The sequence below is a fragment of the Bifidobacterium sp. ESL0784 genome (assembly GCF_029433295.1).
Lineage (GTDB): Bacteria > Actinomycetota > Actinomycetes > Actinomycetales > Bifidobacteriaceae > Bifidobacterium.
On record NZ_JAQTHV010000004.1, the window covers coordinates 233,011 to 247,272 of the forward strand.

Below are 14,262 nucleotides of genomic sequence, written 5' to 3' on the forward strand. Positions count from 1 at the left end.
AATCTGATGTAAAAGCCGCATAGGGCATGGATAATTATTATACATAAGGCTGGATATTGCCGCGAATTCTTCGGTGTCGATTTCCCTCGGCGCACTAGCGAGGCCTTCGTCTACACTGGTGAGCATGAGTTCCAACGGCAGTGTCGATATACAGCGAATTGTGGCCGAGGTCATCGGTTCCAGGCCCAGAATAAGCGGGCAAAGCGTCGATCGAAGCGTCGCTGCGATTGTCACTGTCGAACATGATGTGCGGTTTTTCCCCACAACGTTACGGGCCTTGATGAGCCAGAAGGTGCTGCCACGCACCATTGTCATCGCCGATTGCACCGGCGGTACGGCGCAGCCGATGCGCACCGGCTTCACCGTTTCGGCCTTGCCGCAACTCGGCCATGGTGCGGCCCGGCAGCTTGTTCCCGAGCCTCCCGAACGTGTCGATGTCCAGTTGGTGCGTTCCGCCGGCGCACGTTCCTTTTCCGATGCCATTTCCAAGGCGTTCCGCTATGCCAGCCTCCCGGCTTCCGTCCGTGCGCTTTGGCTTTTGCATGACGATTCCAGGCCTGTGGGTGATGATTGCCTGGAGGCTTTGGTGGAGGCTTGGCACAATACGCCGACGGTCTCGCTGATCGGTGCCAAGCAGCTTGATTGGAGTGCCACCAAGCTTCATAACGTCGGCAGCTATGCCGGCAAACATCGTTTGGAAAGTCTCGTGGTCGACGGCGAACCCGACCAGGAGCAATATGATGGCCGTGCCGATGTGTTCGCGGTCTCCTTGGCCGGCGCTTTACTGCCTTTGCAAACCAAAAAGGACACCGGGGAAATCAATCCGTGGTTCACGACCTTCGCCGAGGGCGCCGATTTCTCACGTCGTATCTGCGAGGGCGGCGGTCGCGTCATCGTGGTGCCGCAAGCCCATATCGCCCATCGTCGCGCAAGGTTCGAAGGTATCCGCAACCGTGCCGGCGGGCCCATTGACGAGGAAAACCCGGCGGATGCAACGTCGGCCGTCCTCGATGCCGCGCAAAAATACTACTACACCGATATCCGCACCCTGTTCTGGCCGCTGCTGTGGGTGTTCAATCTTTTCCGCGCCCTATGGCATGCCATAGGTGCATTGCTGGCCAAAAGCCCCTGGCGGGCGTGGTACATATTGTGCCTGCCATGGCGTGTGCTTGGCCAGTTGCCGCAGATGATTCGCGCGCAGCGTCAGCAGAACCTGCGTCACGGGGCCAGTTCAACGGCTTTGGAATTGCTTTCGGCGGACCGCAAACAGATTGAGGAATGGCACAAGCGCAGCCGTGCCTTCGACAGCCAGCAGCATACCGAGCTACTGAGCCCGTTGGCCAAAAGCCATCTGCGTATGCGTGCCGTGAGGCGTTTCGGCGGTGCCGCCCTCATGGCGGTTGTGGCCTTTGTGGCGATAGTCGCGTTTGAATGGGGAGTATTCCGACAGGTCTGGGGTGGTGCCAGCCTGTATTCGCCGTCCCTGCTTGCCAGCGGGGCGAGCTTCTCGACATTGCTTTCGGCGGCGAGCACGCCATGGGCGTTTGGAATCGGTATCGGTGTGCCGGCGCCTCCTGCGCCTTGGCTGATGGTCTGGCTCGTGGCTTCGGTCATCACGATCGGTCACCCGGTCATTGCCATTTCGCTGATGTTCTTCCTCGCGGCCCCGGCCATGGCGTTGGCCTTCTGGGCATTGGCGGGCGTCTTTACGCGTTCCGACTGGGTGCGCGTGGTCGTCGGTCTGCTGTGGGTGGCCTTGGCCCTGGCCTTGGGAGCGTTTGGCAATGCCGATGTTCCTTTGCTGATGACCATGGTGTTCCTGCCGGCCGCCTTTGCCTTCACATTCAGGGCCGTGGGCATGTATGGCACCGAAGATCTGGTACATTCGCACGCCTCCGTGCAGGCTGCGGGCTGTGCGGCGTTGTGTTTTGCGGTCACGGTGGCCTGCGAGCCGCAGCTGATATTCCCGCTGGTTGTCTGCCTTGTCTTTTTCATCGTGGTCGTCCGCTCCCACCGGCTGATGCTGCTGCTTATCCCTGTGCCCGGTTTGGCCCTGTTGCTGCCCACGCTGGTCAACAGTGTCCATTACGCAAGCGTCGGGGCATGGAGACAGCTTTTCGCCGATGTCATCCAGCCTCTGCCCGGTTCTGCGCCGGCGTCGCTTTCCTTCGGAGAAGTCATCTCCCGTGCCTTTGCACTTCCCCTCGGAGGAGACGTCCGATCGCAGCTCTTCAGCCAGCACGGTTTGGGGACCGTGGCGGTTTTGGCTGCGCTCTGCCTCATCGTGGTGGTGGCCTTGGTCGCATTGCTGCTGCCGTTCGCCCTGCGCGCCTCGAGAATGATGTGGTTCGTGGCCATCACCGGCCTCATTCTTGCCATGGTCGCCGCACGTATCTGCGTGTCGTTCGAAGGTGGTGACGCCTTTGCAGCATCGGTGCTTCCGGGTGTCGTGCTGACGCTTCTGGCATTGCTTTCCTGCGCATGCATCGTTTCCGGCGGTGCCGTCAAGCGTTTCGTTCCCCTGAGGATTTCGCAAAGCGATCAGGAAAAACAGAATCCTGAATCCAACAGCGGTAAAGGCAAGGTCAAGGTCGTGGCCGTCAAATTCGGTCGTGCGCTGCTTGTTGCGGTACTGGCGTTGTGCACCTGCCTGGCAGGAGCATTCGGCATGATGTCGCGGGCCAACGAAGTGAAGTCAAGCAATGCCGGATTGCCTATGGTGGCTGTGGATTATCTGCAGAACAAGGAAAGCCATCGCATTCTGGCCCTTCAGGCCGTCTCCGACAACCATATCGATTTCTCCGTGATGCGCTCCCGGCGTGGCGACCTCGTCGACGTCTCCCCGGGATGGAGGGCCAGCGTGGCCTCCGGCGCCAGCGACCTGTCGGTCGACCTGATTGCAAAGGCCAGCAGCGAACTGCTTTCCAACGGCAATGACGATGCCATCGAAACACTAACCAAGCTGGGATTTGGCGGGATTTATGTCTCCGGCGACAAATCAGCAGCCGACAAGGACGCCACGCTGCGTCTGATCAGCAACATCAACTCCAGCGACGGGGCGCAATCGGTGGTGAACGCGGCGAACGGCACCTATTACAGGTTGACGAAAGTTGATGAAAATAAACAAGGTGTGTCAATGAAAGGGCAGAACAAGGCCCAGCACAGTGTCTGGCGCAAGACCTGGCTATGGTGTTTGGGCCTGGTGATGGTGGTTTATGTCCTGGTGGCAATACCGAGAACACGTAGATACGGTTGGGATCAGGCATGAAGGGCACGGAGAATCCAATGAACAATGATATGGATCGAAACGAGCATCGTTCAGCCGTTGAACAGGTTCGGCATACTGCTCCCGCACCACCGGCCCCTCCGACGGTTCCTGGCGGTTCCGGTTATGCCGGCGGTGCGTTGGATGCCAATGAGGCCCAGAGGTCTAGGCAACAAGGCTCGGTAAACCCGGGGGCATCTCGCTCACGGTCGGCTTCACGGGTCGTATTGGCTGTGATTACCGTCGTGGTATTGGTCGCTTTGATTGTGGCCGTAGTGCTGGTGCCGCTGCCCGGCTGGCTTGTCGATTCCCCCAAAGCCGGCAATGCCACCGGGGCGCAACAGGTCGACCAGACCGATCTGACCTATTACTGCCCATCCCGCATGGCGCTTTCCGACAACGGGAAATACGGCGACAGCGCTTTCCAGGCCTCGGAAGGCAATGTGGCCTCGTCGGCGCGTTACTCGGCTTTCGGCTCGGTGTATGAAGCGAGTGTGGGTGCGGTGACCAACGGCAGCGAAGCGGACAACAAGACGCTCACCGGTAGCGACACCGTTGACAGTGCCATGGTCAAAACGTATTCCGGTTCAGCCGATCAGGGTTCACAGGCATTCGAGACGCGCCTGTTGTCGGCGAAATCCGGTACCGGTGCCGCCGCATCCGTGGCTTCATGGGCGAGCGAAGGCGATCTGAAAGGTCTGGCCGCCTCCACCTGCGTGGCTCCCGCGCTCGAGCAGGATTTCCTCTTGGGGCCCACCACCACCGGAGCCACGCAGCAATTGTCCGTGGCCAATTTTTCTTCCAAGGCCACCTCGTTGCAGGTTCAGATCTGGAGCACCAAGCACGGCACCCCTCTTCAGCTTTCCACCGGCAACGTCGTCAATATCGGTGCCAACGGCGAGGCGAGCGTGGAATTATCCGCCGCGGCGCCCGGCAATGAGGCTCTTTTCGTGAAGGTCAAGAGCAAGGAGACGCCCATCGCCGCGGTTGTGCGCAGCGTCGAGCTCGACGGTCTGAACGCCAAGGGCTCCGATTATGCGCAGCCTTTGAGCCCCGCCGCGAAGAAGTCTTATCTGCCCGGGGTCACCAGTGATGACCAGGTCTGTGTTTTCGCCAGAGCGGAGCATGATACCGATTTGAGCCTTTCGTGGGTTGACGGCAACGGGGCGTCAGCGGTCAAGACGCAACATCTTGAAGCCGGCAAGGTCGTGCCGATTGATCTGGGCAAGGCGCCCGACGGCGTTTCCGGGCTCCAAGCGAGTGCGACGAGTCCTGTCAATGTGACGGCGAAAGTGACACAAAACGCCGATTCCGGCACCGATTTCGCCTATGTGACGCCTTCGCAGGCATTCTCGCAATCGGCTCTTGTGGCTCCTGACCATACTGAGGCAACGGTTATGTTGCTCAATACCAGCGATAGTGCGACCAAGGCAACTTTGCGGGGAAATGATGCTTCCGGCAAGTCTGTCGGAGACAAACAGGTCACCCTTCCGGCCAACGCCGGGACGAGTATCGCGGCCAAGGATGTGGACGACAACGCTGTGATGTTCACGTTGAAGAACGGCAGGAACGTCTCGATGGGGATGAGGCTGACCCAGCCGGATGTTGTGGAAGCCAAGCTTGCCTCGGTGGCCTATCTTGGCTCTTCAGGACTTGAACCGCGCAATATGAAGGTTTGGGTCAACGGCAATGCCGGGATTGTGCGCTGAACTGAAGGCAATCTGATCCGTCCATTACGCGGTTATCGCTTTGTGATGACGGCAAGATGACGGCAATGGGGATTTTATGAAATGCCATGCCGTCCGGCAACGTGCGCGACCATGGTGAAGCCGGGACGAGCATTTTTCGGCCGATGCGTTATAGCTCGGTACCGGTCCAGTCGGGGTCGATTTCCTCGGGCCGCCGGCCATAGAGGTCGGCAAGCCTTGCGACCAGCGCGTCGCGGATGGCCCATTCGAGCTGCGTTTTGTCGGGATGGTGCATCTGCATCGGCATACGGTAAAGCACGACGCGCGCGGGGATGCCGTGGTTGGCTGCGAAACTCTGCGAGGTCGGGTTGCGTTTGGGCTCCCAGGGCGCAGGGGTGGAAGGCGGCACGTCTTCGACCGCGAACTGCACCGGCCGAACGAGCTCGGGCCATGCCGCCAGAAGCCGCCGGATCTGGGAGGAGACCATATCGTCGAACATACCGCTTCGGGTACGGTAACGAGGCAGACGTACACCGAACATCGGGGTTCTCGCGCCGCGTCCGTGGCGGTTTCGATAGATGTGGGTCTGCCAAGGTGGTAGCAACATGATTTCATTCTATGGTGCGGCATAGGCATCGGTGGTCGTAGCATAAGGGAATATTGGGTAGTGTTTTAAGCCCACGAAACGAACGGAGCAACCGATGGCAGCAGGCGGGGACGCGGCGATGGAGAAGTGGCGGGACCACGATCTTTCCGGGCTTGTTCATGGCGCAAAGGTGATCGCCTTCGATTTGGACAACACGCTCGCCCGCTCCAAGAAGCCGATGCATGCCGATATGGCCTCGCGCCTGTCAACCCTGACGCGCCTCATCGATGTGGCCGTCATCACCGGCGGACGCTTCGAGCTCGCCAAAAGCCAGGTGCTCGACGTGCTCGAGACCGATGCCCGCCGTTCGCACGTCCACGTCATGCCGACCAGCGGCACACGTTATTTCCGTTGGCATGAGGGGCAATGGCAGTGCGTCTATTCCAACGACCTCGATGCGGCCGATCGCCAAGGCGCCATCGCCTCCATCGAACGTCACGCCCGTGAGCAGGGTATCTGGCTTAAACACACCTGGGGGCCTCGCATCGAGGACCGGGGCAGCCAGATTACGTTTTCCGCATTGGGCCAGCAGGCTCCGGTGGACGAGAAGGAACATTGGGACCCGGACAACAGCAAGAAAAACCGGCTTGCCGAAGCCGTGGGGGCCGATCTGCCCAATCTGGTGGTACGCTCCGGCGGCTCGACCAGCATCGATGTCTCGGCCCGTGGCGTCGACAAGGCCTATGCCGTACGCAGGCTCTGCCGCATCTTGGGTTGCAGGGTTGATCAGGTCATTTTTGTGGGCGATCGCATGGATCCGGACGGCAACGACTATCCTGCGGCCGTCATCGGTACGAAGCCGATTTTCGTCGCAGGCCCTCATGACACGCTTGAGGTCTGTGACCGTCTCATCGCCGCTTTGTCGTGATTGCAACACGCCCGAAATGTGGATAACCCATAGCATCCGACCACACCGGTCGTTTTTGCCTTGCTGTTGGAGGGAAGTCGGCTAGCTTTGAAGTATGGAAACCGCTGACTTAAAATTCTGCGATGCCTTGCGAGCATTGTTCGTCTCCATCGGCGACATGCTGCTGCCGCGTGGTTGTGCCGGATGCGACAAGCCGGATGAGGTACTGTGCGCCTCGTGCGCCCGGCTTTTCGCCCATGTCTATCCCAAGGTGTTGCCCGGCGATGCCGGCCGATGCTATGGATGCTCCTGGTATTGCGGGGCCGTTCGCCATGCGATCCTCAACTGGAAGGATCACGGCGATGAGGAATGCGACCGTGTTTTCGCGCTATTGCTGACGGATCTGGTGCTGAAGGTGCTTGATAGGCAGGAATCCCATATCCGGAGCAGTGCCCTGGTCTTGGTTCCGGCCCCTTCGTCGGCCTCCTCGATGCATCACCGTGGCCGATGGCAAATGTTGCCGCTTGTTCGCTTGATGGCGCGCGGATTGAAACGATATGGGGTTTCGGCCGTTATGGAACCGGTGTTGAGACTTGAAGGTGTACAAGGCAAATCCGTCCAGGCGTCAGGAGCCTCATCTCGTGCGAAAAGAATTGAAGGGCATGTGCGCGTCAGTGAGGATTTGAACGACGACTCGCTGTTCATCGTCGTCGACGACATCGTCACAACCGGTGCCACGATGGGGGAGTGCCTGTCGGCGTTGCGCGATTCGGGCGCCCGTGATGTCATCGGTCTCGTGCTGGCCTGCACGCCCAATCGGGCCGAATAAAGAAAATCGGCAAGCGTCTTGTCTTTTGCTTGGATGGCTTTGCATCATGGTTTGGTGGACCGGTTATAGGCATAATGGTTCTGCAAGTTCTGCCGGTGCCGTCGGTGGCGTCTTCTAATCGGCATGGGCCACCGCCATTTCGTCCCAACGGGTGGTGCAGCGCGGGGAGAGCATCTGGCGCCTCATCGTCCATGAGGCTGACGTATCCTCGTCGCCGCGCCCTTTGCCCCGCATGCCGCCGTAACCGATGCCGACCCGGGCCGTACCGAATTTCCTGTTGGCTTCGTCGATTACCGCTCCCAGATTATGCTCGTCGCGCTTGGCCTCGAAGCCGTGCAGGGTGGTGAAGTCCTTGGCGTCCTGCAGACCGAGCAGCAGTACGCCTGCGCGGATGTAGCGGGCATGCGGGTCGGCCCTGCCACGCATGGCCTGACACGCGGCCTTGGCAATGACCAGGGGATCGTCGCTGGGGTCGCGCAAGGTGGTCGTCGCATGAAACGACTGGTAGCTGTTTTCCGGGCCGAAAGGACTGGTGGCGCAGAAGGCGGCAACTAGCGAGCACAGGCTTGATTGGCGACGCAGCCTGCGGCACGCCTTCTGAGCATAGACGCTCAGGGCCTGGTCCATCTGGGCCATGTCGGTAACGGGTTTCGAGAACATGCGCGAACACAGGATTTCGGACTTGCGTTTGCCGTCGTTGGCGCTGGCGTCGCCCACCACGCAGGGGATGCCGTTGAGTTCGAGCACGGTGCGTTCCAAGGTGATGGAGAAACGGTGCCTGATGGACACCGGGTCCTGGTTTCTGAGGTCGAGCGCGGTAAGAACACCCACGGCCTGCAGCTTACGGGTCAGCCGCCTGCCCACGCCCCATACGTCGCCCACCGGTATGGAGGCGAGCGCCGCATCGCCGTATTGCGCCTCGATGTCGCGCCATAGGCTCACCCCGCCGGTTGAAGGATGCCTTTTGGCCCAGTGGTTGGCCACTTTGGCCAGTGTTTTGGTCGGTGCGATGCCGACGCTCACCGGTATGCCGACACCTTCCAGCACGGCTTTGCGCATGGCCTTGGAGGTCTGCACGGTTTGCTTGGCGTCCGTTGAGGGGTTCAGGAAGCATTCGTCGATGGAATAGATCTCCTGACCCGGCATGAACCGGCTCATCACCGACATCATCCGCGCCGACAGGCTGGCATAGAGCTCATAGTTCGAGCTGCGGGCCACGACTCCCGCGCGTTGGGCCTCTTCGCGGATGCTGAACCACGGTGTGCCTTCCTTGATACCTAGCCGTTTCGCCTCCGAGCTGCGGGCCACCACGCACCCGTCGTTGTTGGAGAGCACCACGACCGGCCTGGCGGCCAGTGCCGGGTCGAAAACGCGCTCGCAGGAGGCGAAGAAACTGTTCGCGTCGGCCAGCACCTGAAACGATTCGCTCATGTTGTCCTGCTAGTTGTGTTGCTGCGGGAAGGGATAGATGGTGGCACCGCCCGACCATCCGCGGCTGTGCTCGGCGAGCCCGGTAGTGCCGTTGGCCTTCTCGGTGGCACCAGAATCGGATGGGGATGTGTTTGACATGCCGGGACGGGTGATGCCCGGCAGAGTAGCACCGAACCGGCTGGAACGGCTTTGGGTGTGGAAATTGCCGATGACCACGCCCCAGATCACCAGATCCTGCGCGTTCATGGGAGAGAAATCAGGGTATCGAGGATTTTCTGGGTGTAGGATCGGCGTTGACCCACGCATCACAAGGCGCTTGACCGTCAGTTCGTCGTCGAGCACGGCCACCACCACGTCATCGGCCTGAGGCTCAAGCGATCGGTCGACCACCAGAAGGTCGCCATCCCAGATGCCGGCCCCCTCCATGGAGTCGCCGGCGACGGTGATGATGAAGGTCGTGTCGGGATTGCGAATGATGTGCTCGTCGAAACTGAAATCGCCCGCAAAATAATCCTGCGCCACCGAGGGGAACCCCGCATGCACCGCTTCGAGCGCGATGGGTATGGGTGTCGGCGCGAGAGTCGAGCGGAAAACCCGGGTGACCCTACAATCCTGCCCTGAATCGTTGCGTTCCAATTTGCATGCTGCTGCTGTCATCGCACACCTCCCAATAATCGAACGTTTGTTCGAATATCATTGTTTCAAGAGGGCAGGACAATAAAATAGAACAAACGTTCGATTGCATGGAGGTCAGAGTGTCGTTTTTTCGCTCGGTTCGTCGGCGACGATATGGAATTTTGGCAGCGTGATTTCGAAATCGGTGCCGCGGTTGTCGTCGACGACCTTCACATTGCCGCCGTGCAGCTGTGCGGCCCAACGTGCGATGGACAGTCCAAGGCCGGTGCCGCCAGATTCGGTGCCCGGGCCCGACTTGCCCTTGACGAAGCGGCGGAAGATATCCGCGCGCGCCTCGGGGGGGATCTGCGAGCCGAAATTGACGACGTTGGTGACGATGGTGCCGTGGATCTTGTCTTCGTGGGCTTCCACCAGTACCGTCGTGTTGTCGGGCGAATGCTTGAACGCGTTGGAGATGATGTTGGTGAACAGCTGGCGCAGCCTGTCCTGGTCGCCTTCGATCTCGATGGAGTCCGGCACATGCACGTCGACGTCGTGGGCGTGGCCGGCATCCGCGATTTCCAATGGTTCCAGCGTCTCGTCGATGAAATCGGCGAAGTTGAACTGCTCGATGTTGAGACTGGCCGCGCCGGCCTCCATGCGTGAGAGGTCGAGCAGGAAGGCGATGAGGTCGGAAAGCCGGTGGGTCTGGTTCAATATCCCCTCAAGATTTGCAGGAGTCGGTTCCACCACACCGTCGGCAAGGTTCTCGATCATGGCCTGCAGAGCCGAAACAGGGGTGCGCAGCTCGTGGGAGACGTTGGCGATCATGTCGCGCCGCATCTGGTCGGCGTGCTGCAGCTCCTCGGCCATTTCGTTGAACGAGCGGGCGAGCTGGCCCACCTCGTCGTTGCTGCGGGTGCCGACTTTGACGCGCACCGTGTAGTCGCCTTCGCTCATGGCTTTGGCCGCGTCGCGCATCTGGCGCAGAGGAGCGGTCAATCCACGGGAGAAGAAATACGTGATACCTAGGGCCACTACGAGTGTCAACGGCATGGCGATCCATCCGCTTAGCCCCATCTTCAGCAGGAACCAGGCCATGACGAAGGCGATGGCGGTGGCGATGACGATGATGACGCTCAGTTCGACCTTCAACGATGAGAACAGGCCTATCGGCCGCTCGTTGTCCAATATCTTCTTGCCGGATTGGTGTGTATGGTTGCTCATCGCTGCGGTCACTGTATTCTCTTTGGAAATGTATTGATGAAATGAAAACGCTGGTTATATGAAAAGCAGCCCCGTAGGGCTGTCGAAGCTGTTGAGTCTCACTCTTGCGGGGCGCTGGTTGCAGCGTTGCCGTCCTCGGGAGGTTCGAACGCGTAACCGACGCCGTGTGCGGTGCGAATGAGGTCACTGCCAAGCTTGTGCCGCAGCGCCTTGACATGCGAATCGACGGTGCGGGTGCCGGAGGCGTCAGGCCAGTCCCACACCTCCTCGAGCAGCTTCTCGCGCTTGAAGACTGACTTGGGCTTGCGTGCAAGCGTGGCGAGCAGGTCGAATTCCGTAGGCGTCAGATGCACCTGCTTGCCGTCCTGGGTGACGATGCGCTGGCGCGGGTCGATAACCAGCGTGCCGAAATCGAGCACCTTCTCGTTCTCGTTGTTCTTGGCGATGAGGGTGGCGCGTTCCACGCGGCGTAGCAGCGCCTCGCAGCGTGCGATGAGCTCGCGGGGGGAGAAGGGCTTGGTCATGTAGTCGTCCGCACCGGCGGAAAGTCCCATGACCTTGTCGGCCTCCGAGTCACGGGCGGTCAGCATGAGCACGGGCACAGGGCGCTCGGCGATGATGCGCTTGGTCGCCTCGATGCCGTCCATGACGGGCAACATGATGTCCATGATGACCAGATCCGGCTTGATCTGGCTTGCGGCGCGTACGGCGCTCGCCCCGTCTCCCGCCACTCGTGCAGTCCATCCATTCGCTGTGATGCGCTGTGCGATCGCTGTGGCGAGATCAGGCTCGTCCTCGACCACCAAGATGGTACGTGGGGTCTTCTGATGCGCCGAACTGTTGAGCATGTGTCCTCCGCCTTTCAAAAACATTGCTACAAGCAATCCATTATAGGTTCCGGCGCACCCAATTCTCAGCCATTCGAGGTTTTTATCGGTTTTTATTAGATTTTGTTGGTTCGCAGCAAGGGTAAACGTCCGAGGCGCGTGAAAAACTAAGACACATTGCGTTTGAAGCTTTTCGGAGGTTCCATGGATTACAAAGTTGGAGATGTTGTCGTTTATCCGCGTCACGGTGCGGCGAAGGTCACAGCTTTTGAAAAACGCACGGTGAAGGGCATCACGCGTGATTATCTGCAGCTTTCTGTGCTCTCCAGCGATGGCTTGGTCATTGAGGTGCCGGTCGAGAACGCCAAGAAGGTGGGCATCCGCAATATCGTCGATGGCAAAGAAGTCGCCAAGGTCTTCGAGATCCTGCGCACCCCGATTGTCGACAACGAGAAGATGAACTGGTCGCGGCGTTACAAGCTCAACGTCGAAAAGATCGCCACCGGTGAGGTCAACAAGATCGCCGAGGTCGTACGTGATCTGGCCCAGCGCGATGTCGACGAACACGGTCTTTCCGCCGGAGAGAAGCGCATGCTGACCCGCGCCCGCAACATCCTTACCTCCGAAATCGCGCTTTCCGAGAAGATCGACGAGGACGAGGCGCAGCACTTGCTCGACGTCAATCTCGGCTATGCCGACCCTACGCCCGAAGACGCCAAGCACCATTCCGAAGCTCCCGAGGAGCCTGCGAGCCAGACGTTGGCCAGGATCGAAATCGAAAACAAAGAAGCCAAAGGATCCAAGAAAAAGAAGTGATTTTCAATTACTTCGTCTGCAAAATCGCCTATTGATTTTTTAAATGATTTGAGGGCCATCTCGATATCAAGAGATGGCCCTCAAACTTTGCTTCGGCTGTTGGACTAAAACCGTAACATAACCAGCCCGTCCAAGGCTTTAGCGATGACGCAACGCTTCCACACCTTTGGCGACAATCCAGAACAATGTCGAAATCGTGACGATGACGAAGCTCGGAGGAGTGGGGAACATCGCGGAGATCACCAAGCCTCCCCAGATCGAGACCAGGCACAGGATGCTGGAAAGCACCATCGAACGCAGCGGCGTGCTGGTGAGGATGTTCGCCGTAGCCGCCGGGGTGACGACCAACGCGAAGATGAGCAAGGTGCCGACGGCAGGTACTGCAATGGTGATGACGCCGGCCATGATGGCCATGAACAGCACATTCATCACGCCGATTGGCACGCCCTTGGCCTGGGCCACCTGCTCGTCCAGCGAGCTGAAGAGGAGAGGCCGATAGACCACGGCCATCACCGCCAGCAGGAGCACGTCGAAAATCGCGAAGCCCAGCACCTGGTCGTTGGTGATGGTCAATATCGAGCCGAACAATATGGCCTGCATCTGCTGCGAGGCAGAACTTGACATGCGCGAGAAGAAAAGGCCCAAGCCGGTAGCGAAGGCGAGCACGGTGCCGGTCGCGATTTCACGTTGCGAGGCCTTCTTGCCCAGTGTTCCGATGGTCAGCGCGCCGCCGAGTGCGAAGATACCGAGACCGAGCGAGACCGGCAATCCCAGCAAAACCGCTCCTGTGGCTCCTGGCAAGCCGATATGCGCCAGCGCGTGGGCGGCGAACGTCGAATGTCTGGCGATGGTGAAATAGCCCATCACGCCTGCGGCCAAGGCAATGCACAGGCCGGCGATGAAGGCGTTGTGCATGAACGGGACCGAGAGCGTTTCCAGCCATTCATGGTTGAAGCCGAATTGGATATGGCTCATTGCCCTGCCTCCTGCCGCTGGTTGCCTTCATTTCCTTCTGCTCGTCCTGCTTTTGCCTGTGATCTGTGAGAAACCACTTGTTCGAAATACCGTGGCTTCTCGCCGCCGATCGCGGAATCTCGGCGATTGCCCCTGGCGGAGCTGGACGGATTTTTTGTGTGATGATGGTGGAAACCGGCCACTTCGTCGGGCTTGTGGATGTCGGGCGTGACGTCGTCCGGTTCGTCCGCGCCGGGGGTGACGAACATGTCGCCCTGCGGGGTGGTGACCACCTGCACCTTCGTGCCGTAGAGGTGAGTGAGCAGATCGGCATCCAGCACCTCGTTCATTTTCGCGTAATGCGGGTGTCCGTCGAGCAGATAGACCGCGCCGTCGAGGACCGGCAGCAGCATGTTGAGGTCGTGGGCGACCACCTGGATGGTCATGCCCATCTCATGGTTGAGCTTGGCGAGCACATGCACCGTCTCGCGCTGGGCCGCCAGATCGAGGTTGGCCAGAGGTTCGTCGAGCATCAGCAGCTTCGGCCCGCTCACCAGAGCCTGAGCGATGGCGACGCGCTGCCGAAGCCCTCCCGAAAGCTCAGAAAGCCGATAATGGCGTTTGTCGTCCACACCGGTGAAAACCATCGCCTCGCGTGCCTGTGCCCGTTGCGCCCGGGTGGTGGGGTGGATGCCGAATTTCGTCCCTGTGAGCCCGAGCAGCACCGATTGTTCGGCGGTGAGGTTGGATTCGATGTCGCTGGCGTAGTTTTGTGGCACGTATCCGATGAGATGGTTGGTAGTGCCTGCCGGACCGCCAAGCACACTCAGGCTGCCGCTGAACAACGGCAAAAGGCCCAGTTCCGCCTTCATCATCGTGGTCTTGCCGGCGCCGTTCGTGCCCACGATGGCGGTGATGGAACCCGACGGAATGGAGAAATTGCCGTGCTGCCAGATTATCCTCTCGCCGCGTTTGATGCCGGCATCGCGGAAAACTAAGGCCGGTCCGCCGTCGGGGGTCTTGGCCTTCTGCGTCTTTTCGGCTTTCGTCTGCATAATGATTGTCGTCTTTCTGCACTCCGGAGGCGTTCGAAATACTGCTTGATAGAGATACTTGA

The 14,262-nt window shown here is 59.7% G+C and carries 12 protein-coding genes; 5 read left to right on the top strand and 7 right to left on the bottom strand.

Annotated features, from left to right (window positions below; all coding sequences use genetic code 11):
- Positions 1-124: 124 nt before the first annotated feature.
- Together PT279_RS07560 and PT279_RS07565 are read left to right on the top strand one after the other, a co-directional pair.
- Complete coding sequence (locus PT279_RS07560; protein ID WP_277166809.1) at positions 125-3,268, top strand: glycosyltransferase family 2 protein; 3,144 nt, start codon at positions 125-127, stop codon at positions 3,266-3,268.
- Between the two features lie 17 nt (positions 3,269-3,285).
- Entirely contained in the window at positions 3,286-4,974 is a 1,689-nt protein-coding gene (locus tag PT279_RS07565; protein WP_277166810.1) for a DUF5719 family protein, read from the top strand.
- A 148-nt stretch (positions 4,975-5,122) separates the two neighbouring features.
- Here PT279_RS07565 and PT279_RS07570 read toward each other — a convergent pair whose 3' ends face one another.
- Positions 5,123-5,560: a metallopeptidase family protein gene (locus PT279_RS07570; protein WP_277166811.1), complete on the bottom strand. Its 438-nt coding sequence runs from the start codon at positions 5,558-5,560 to the stop codon at positions 5,123-5,125.
- 118 nt (positions 5,561-5,678) lie between these two features.
- Here PT279_RS07570 and PT279_RS07575 point away from each other — a divergent pair, with 118 nt between their 5' ends.
- Together PT279_RS07575 and PT279_RS07580 are read left to right on the top strand one after the other, a co-directional pair.
- Complete coding sequence (locus PT279_RS07575) at positions 5,679-6,467, top strand: HAD-IIB family hydrolase (protein ID WP_277167057.1); 789 nt, start codon at positions 5,679-5,681, stop codon at positions 6,465-6,467.
- 94 nt (positions 6,468-6,561) lie between these two features.
- The gene (locus PT279_RS07580) at positions 6,562-7,275 is read left to right on the top strand and encodes a phosphoribosyltransferase family protein (protein WP_277166812.1); all 714 of its coding nucleotides are present in this window, start codon (positions 6,562-6,564) and stop codon (positions 7,273-7,275) included.
- Positions 7,276-7,389: 114 nt separating this feature from the next.
- Here PT279_RS07580 and PT279_RS07585 read toward each other — a convergent pair whose 3' ends face one another.
- From PT279_RS07585 to PT279_RS07600, 4 genes are all read right to left on the bottom strand, one after another.
- Positions 7,390-8,706, bottom strand: a complete 1,317-nt coding sequence (locus PT279_RS07585; RefSeq protein WP_277166814.1) for a Y-family DNA polymerase — start codon at positions 8,704-8,706, stop codon at positions 7,390-7,392.
- Between the two features lie 9 nt (positions 8,707-8,715).
- Positions 8,716-9,363: a S24 family peptidase gene (locus tag PT279_RS07590; protein WP_277166815.1), complete on the bottom strand. Its 648-nt coding sequence runs from the start codon at positions 9,361-9,363 to the stop codon at positions 8,716-8,718.
- Between the two features lie 93 nt (positions 9,364-9,456).
- Positions 9,457-10,548 (bottom strand): HAMP domain-containing sensor histidine kinase, encoded by a 1,092-nt coding sequence (locus PT279_RS07595; protein WP_277167058.1) that lies wholly within the window; start codon positions 10,546-10,548, stop codon positions 9,457-9,459.
- 98 nt (positions 10,549-10,646) lie between these two features.
- Positions 10,647-11,396 (bottom strand): response regulator transcription factor, encoded by a 750-nt coding sequence (locus PT279_RS07600; RefSeq protein ID WP_277166816.1) that lies wholly within the window; start codon positions 11,394-11,396, stop codon positions 10,647-10,649.
- Positions 11,397-11,579: 183 nt separating this feature from the next.
- Here PT279_RS07600 and PT279_RS07605 point away from each other — a divergent pair, with 183 nt between their 5' ends.
- The gene (locus PT279_RS07605) at positions 11,580-12,191 is read left to right on the top strand and encodes a CarD family transcriptional regulator (protein WP_277166817.1); all 612 of its coding nucleotides are present in this window, start codon (positions 11,580-11,582) and stop codon (positions 12,189-12,191) included.
- 138 nt (positions 12,192-12,329) lie between these two features.
- Here PT279_RS07605 and PT279_RS07610 read toward each other — a convergent pair whose 3' ends face one another.
- Positions 12,330-13,166 carry a metal ABC transporter permease gene (locus PT279_RS07610; RefSeq protein WP_277166819.1) on the bottom strand — a complete coding sequence of 279 codons (837 nt, stop codon included), beginning with the start codon at positions 13,164-13,166 and terminating at the stop codon, positions 12,330-12,332.
- A complete protein-coding gene (locus tag PT279_RS07615; RefSeq protein ID WP_277166820.1) occupies positions 13,163-14,200 on the bottom strand; it encodes an ABC transporter ATP-binding protein in 1,038 nt (345 codons plus the stop codon). The genes PT279_RS07610 and PT279_RS07615 overlap by 4 nt, the downstream gene beginning before the upstream one ends.
- Positions 14,201-14,262: the final 62 nt, after the last annotated feature.

Excerpts from the sequence above, each read along its gene's own strand:
- PT279_RS07560 (WP_277166809.1), top strand. The coding sequence starts at position 125 with ATGAGTTCCAACGGCAGTGTCGATATACAGCGAATTGTGGCCGAGGTC.
- PT279_RS07565 (WP_277166810.1), top strand. The coding sequence starts at position 3,286 with ATGAACAATGATATGGATCGAAACGAGCATCGTTCAGCCGTTGAACAG.
- PT279_RS07570 (WP_277166811.1), bottom strand. The coding sequence starts at position 5,560 with ATGTTGCTACCACCTTGGCAGACCCACATCTATCGAAACCGCCACGGA.
- PT279_RS07575 (WP_277167057.1), top strand. The coding sequence starts at position 5,679 with ATGGAGAAGTGGCGGGACCACGATCTTTCCGGGCTTGTTCATGGCGCA.
- PT279_RS07580 (WP_277166812.1), top strand. The coding sequence starts at position 6,562 with ATGGAAACCGCTGACTTAAAATTCTGCGATGCCTTGCGAGCATTGTTC.
- PT279_RS07585 (WP_277166814.1), bottom strand. The coding sequence starts at position 8,706 with ATGAGCGAATCGTTTCAGGTGCTGGCCGACGCGAACAGTTTCTTCGCC.
- PT279_RS07590 (WP_277166815.1), bottom strand. The coding sequence starts at position 9,363 with ATGACAGCAGCAGCATGCAAATTGGAACGCAACGATTCAGGGCAGGAT.
- PT279_RS07595 (WP_277167058.1), bottom strand. The coding sequence starts at position 10,548 with ATGAGCAACCATACACACCAATCCGGCAAGAAGATATTGGACAACGAG.
- PT279_RS07600 (WP_277166816.1), bottom strand. The coding sequence starts at position 11,396 with ATGCTCAACAGTTCGGCGCATCAGAAGACCCCACGTACCATCTTGGTG.
- PT279_RS07605 (WP_277166817.1), top strand. The coding sequence starts at position 11,580 with ATGGATTACAAAGTTGGAGATGTTGTCGTTTATCCGCGTCACGGTGCG.
- PT279_RS07610 (WP_277166819.1), bottom strand. The coding sequence starts at position 13,166 with ATGAGCCATATCCAATTCGGCTTCAACCATGAATGGCTGGAAACGCTC.
- PT279_RS07615 (WP_277166820.1), bottom strand. The coding sequence starts at position 14,200 with ATGCAGACGAAAGCCGAAAAGACGCAGAAGGCCAAGACCCCCGACGGC.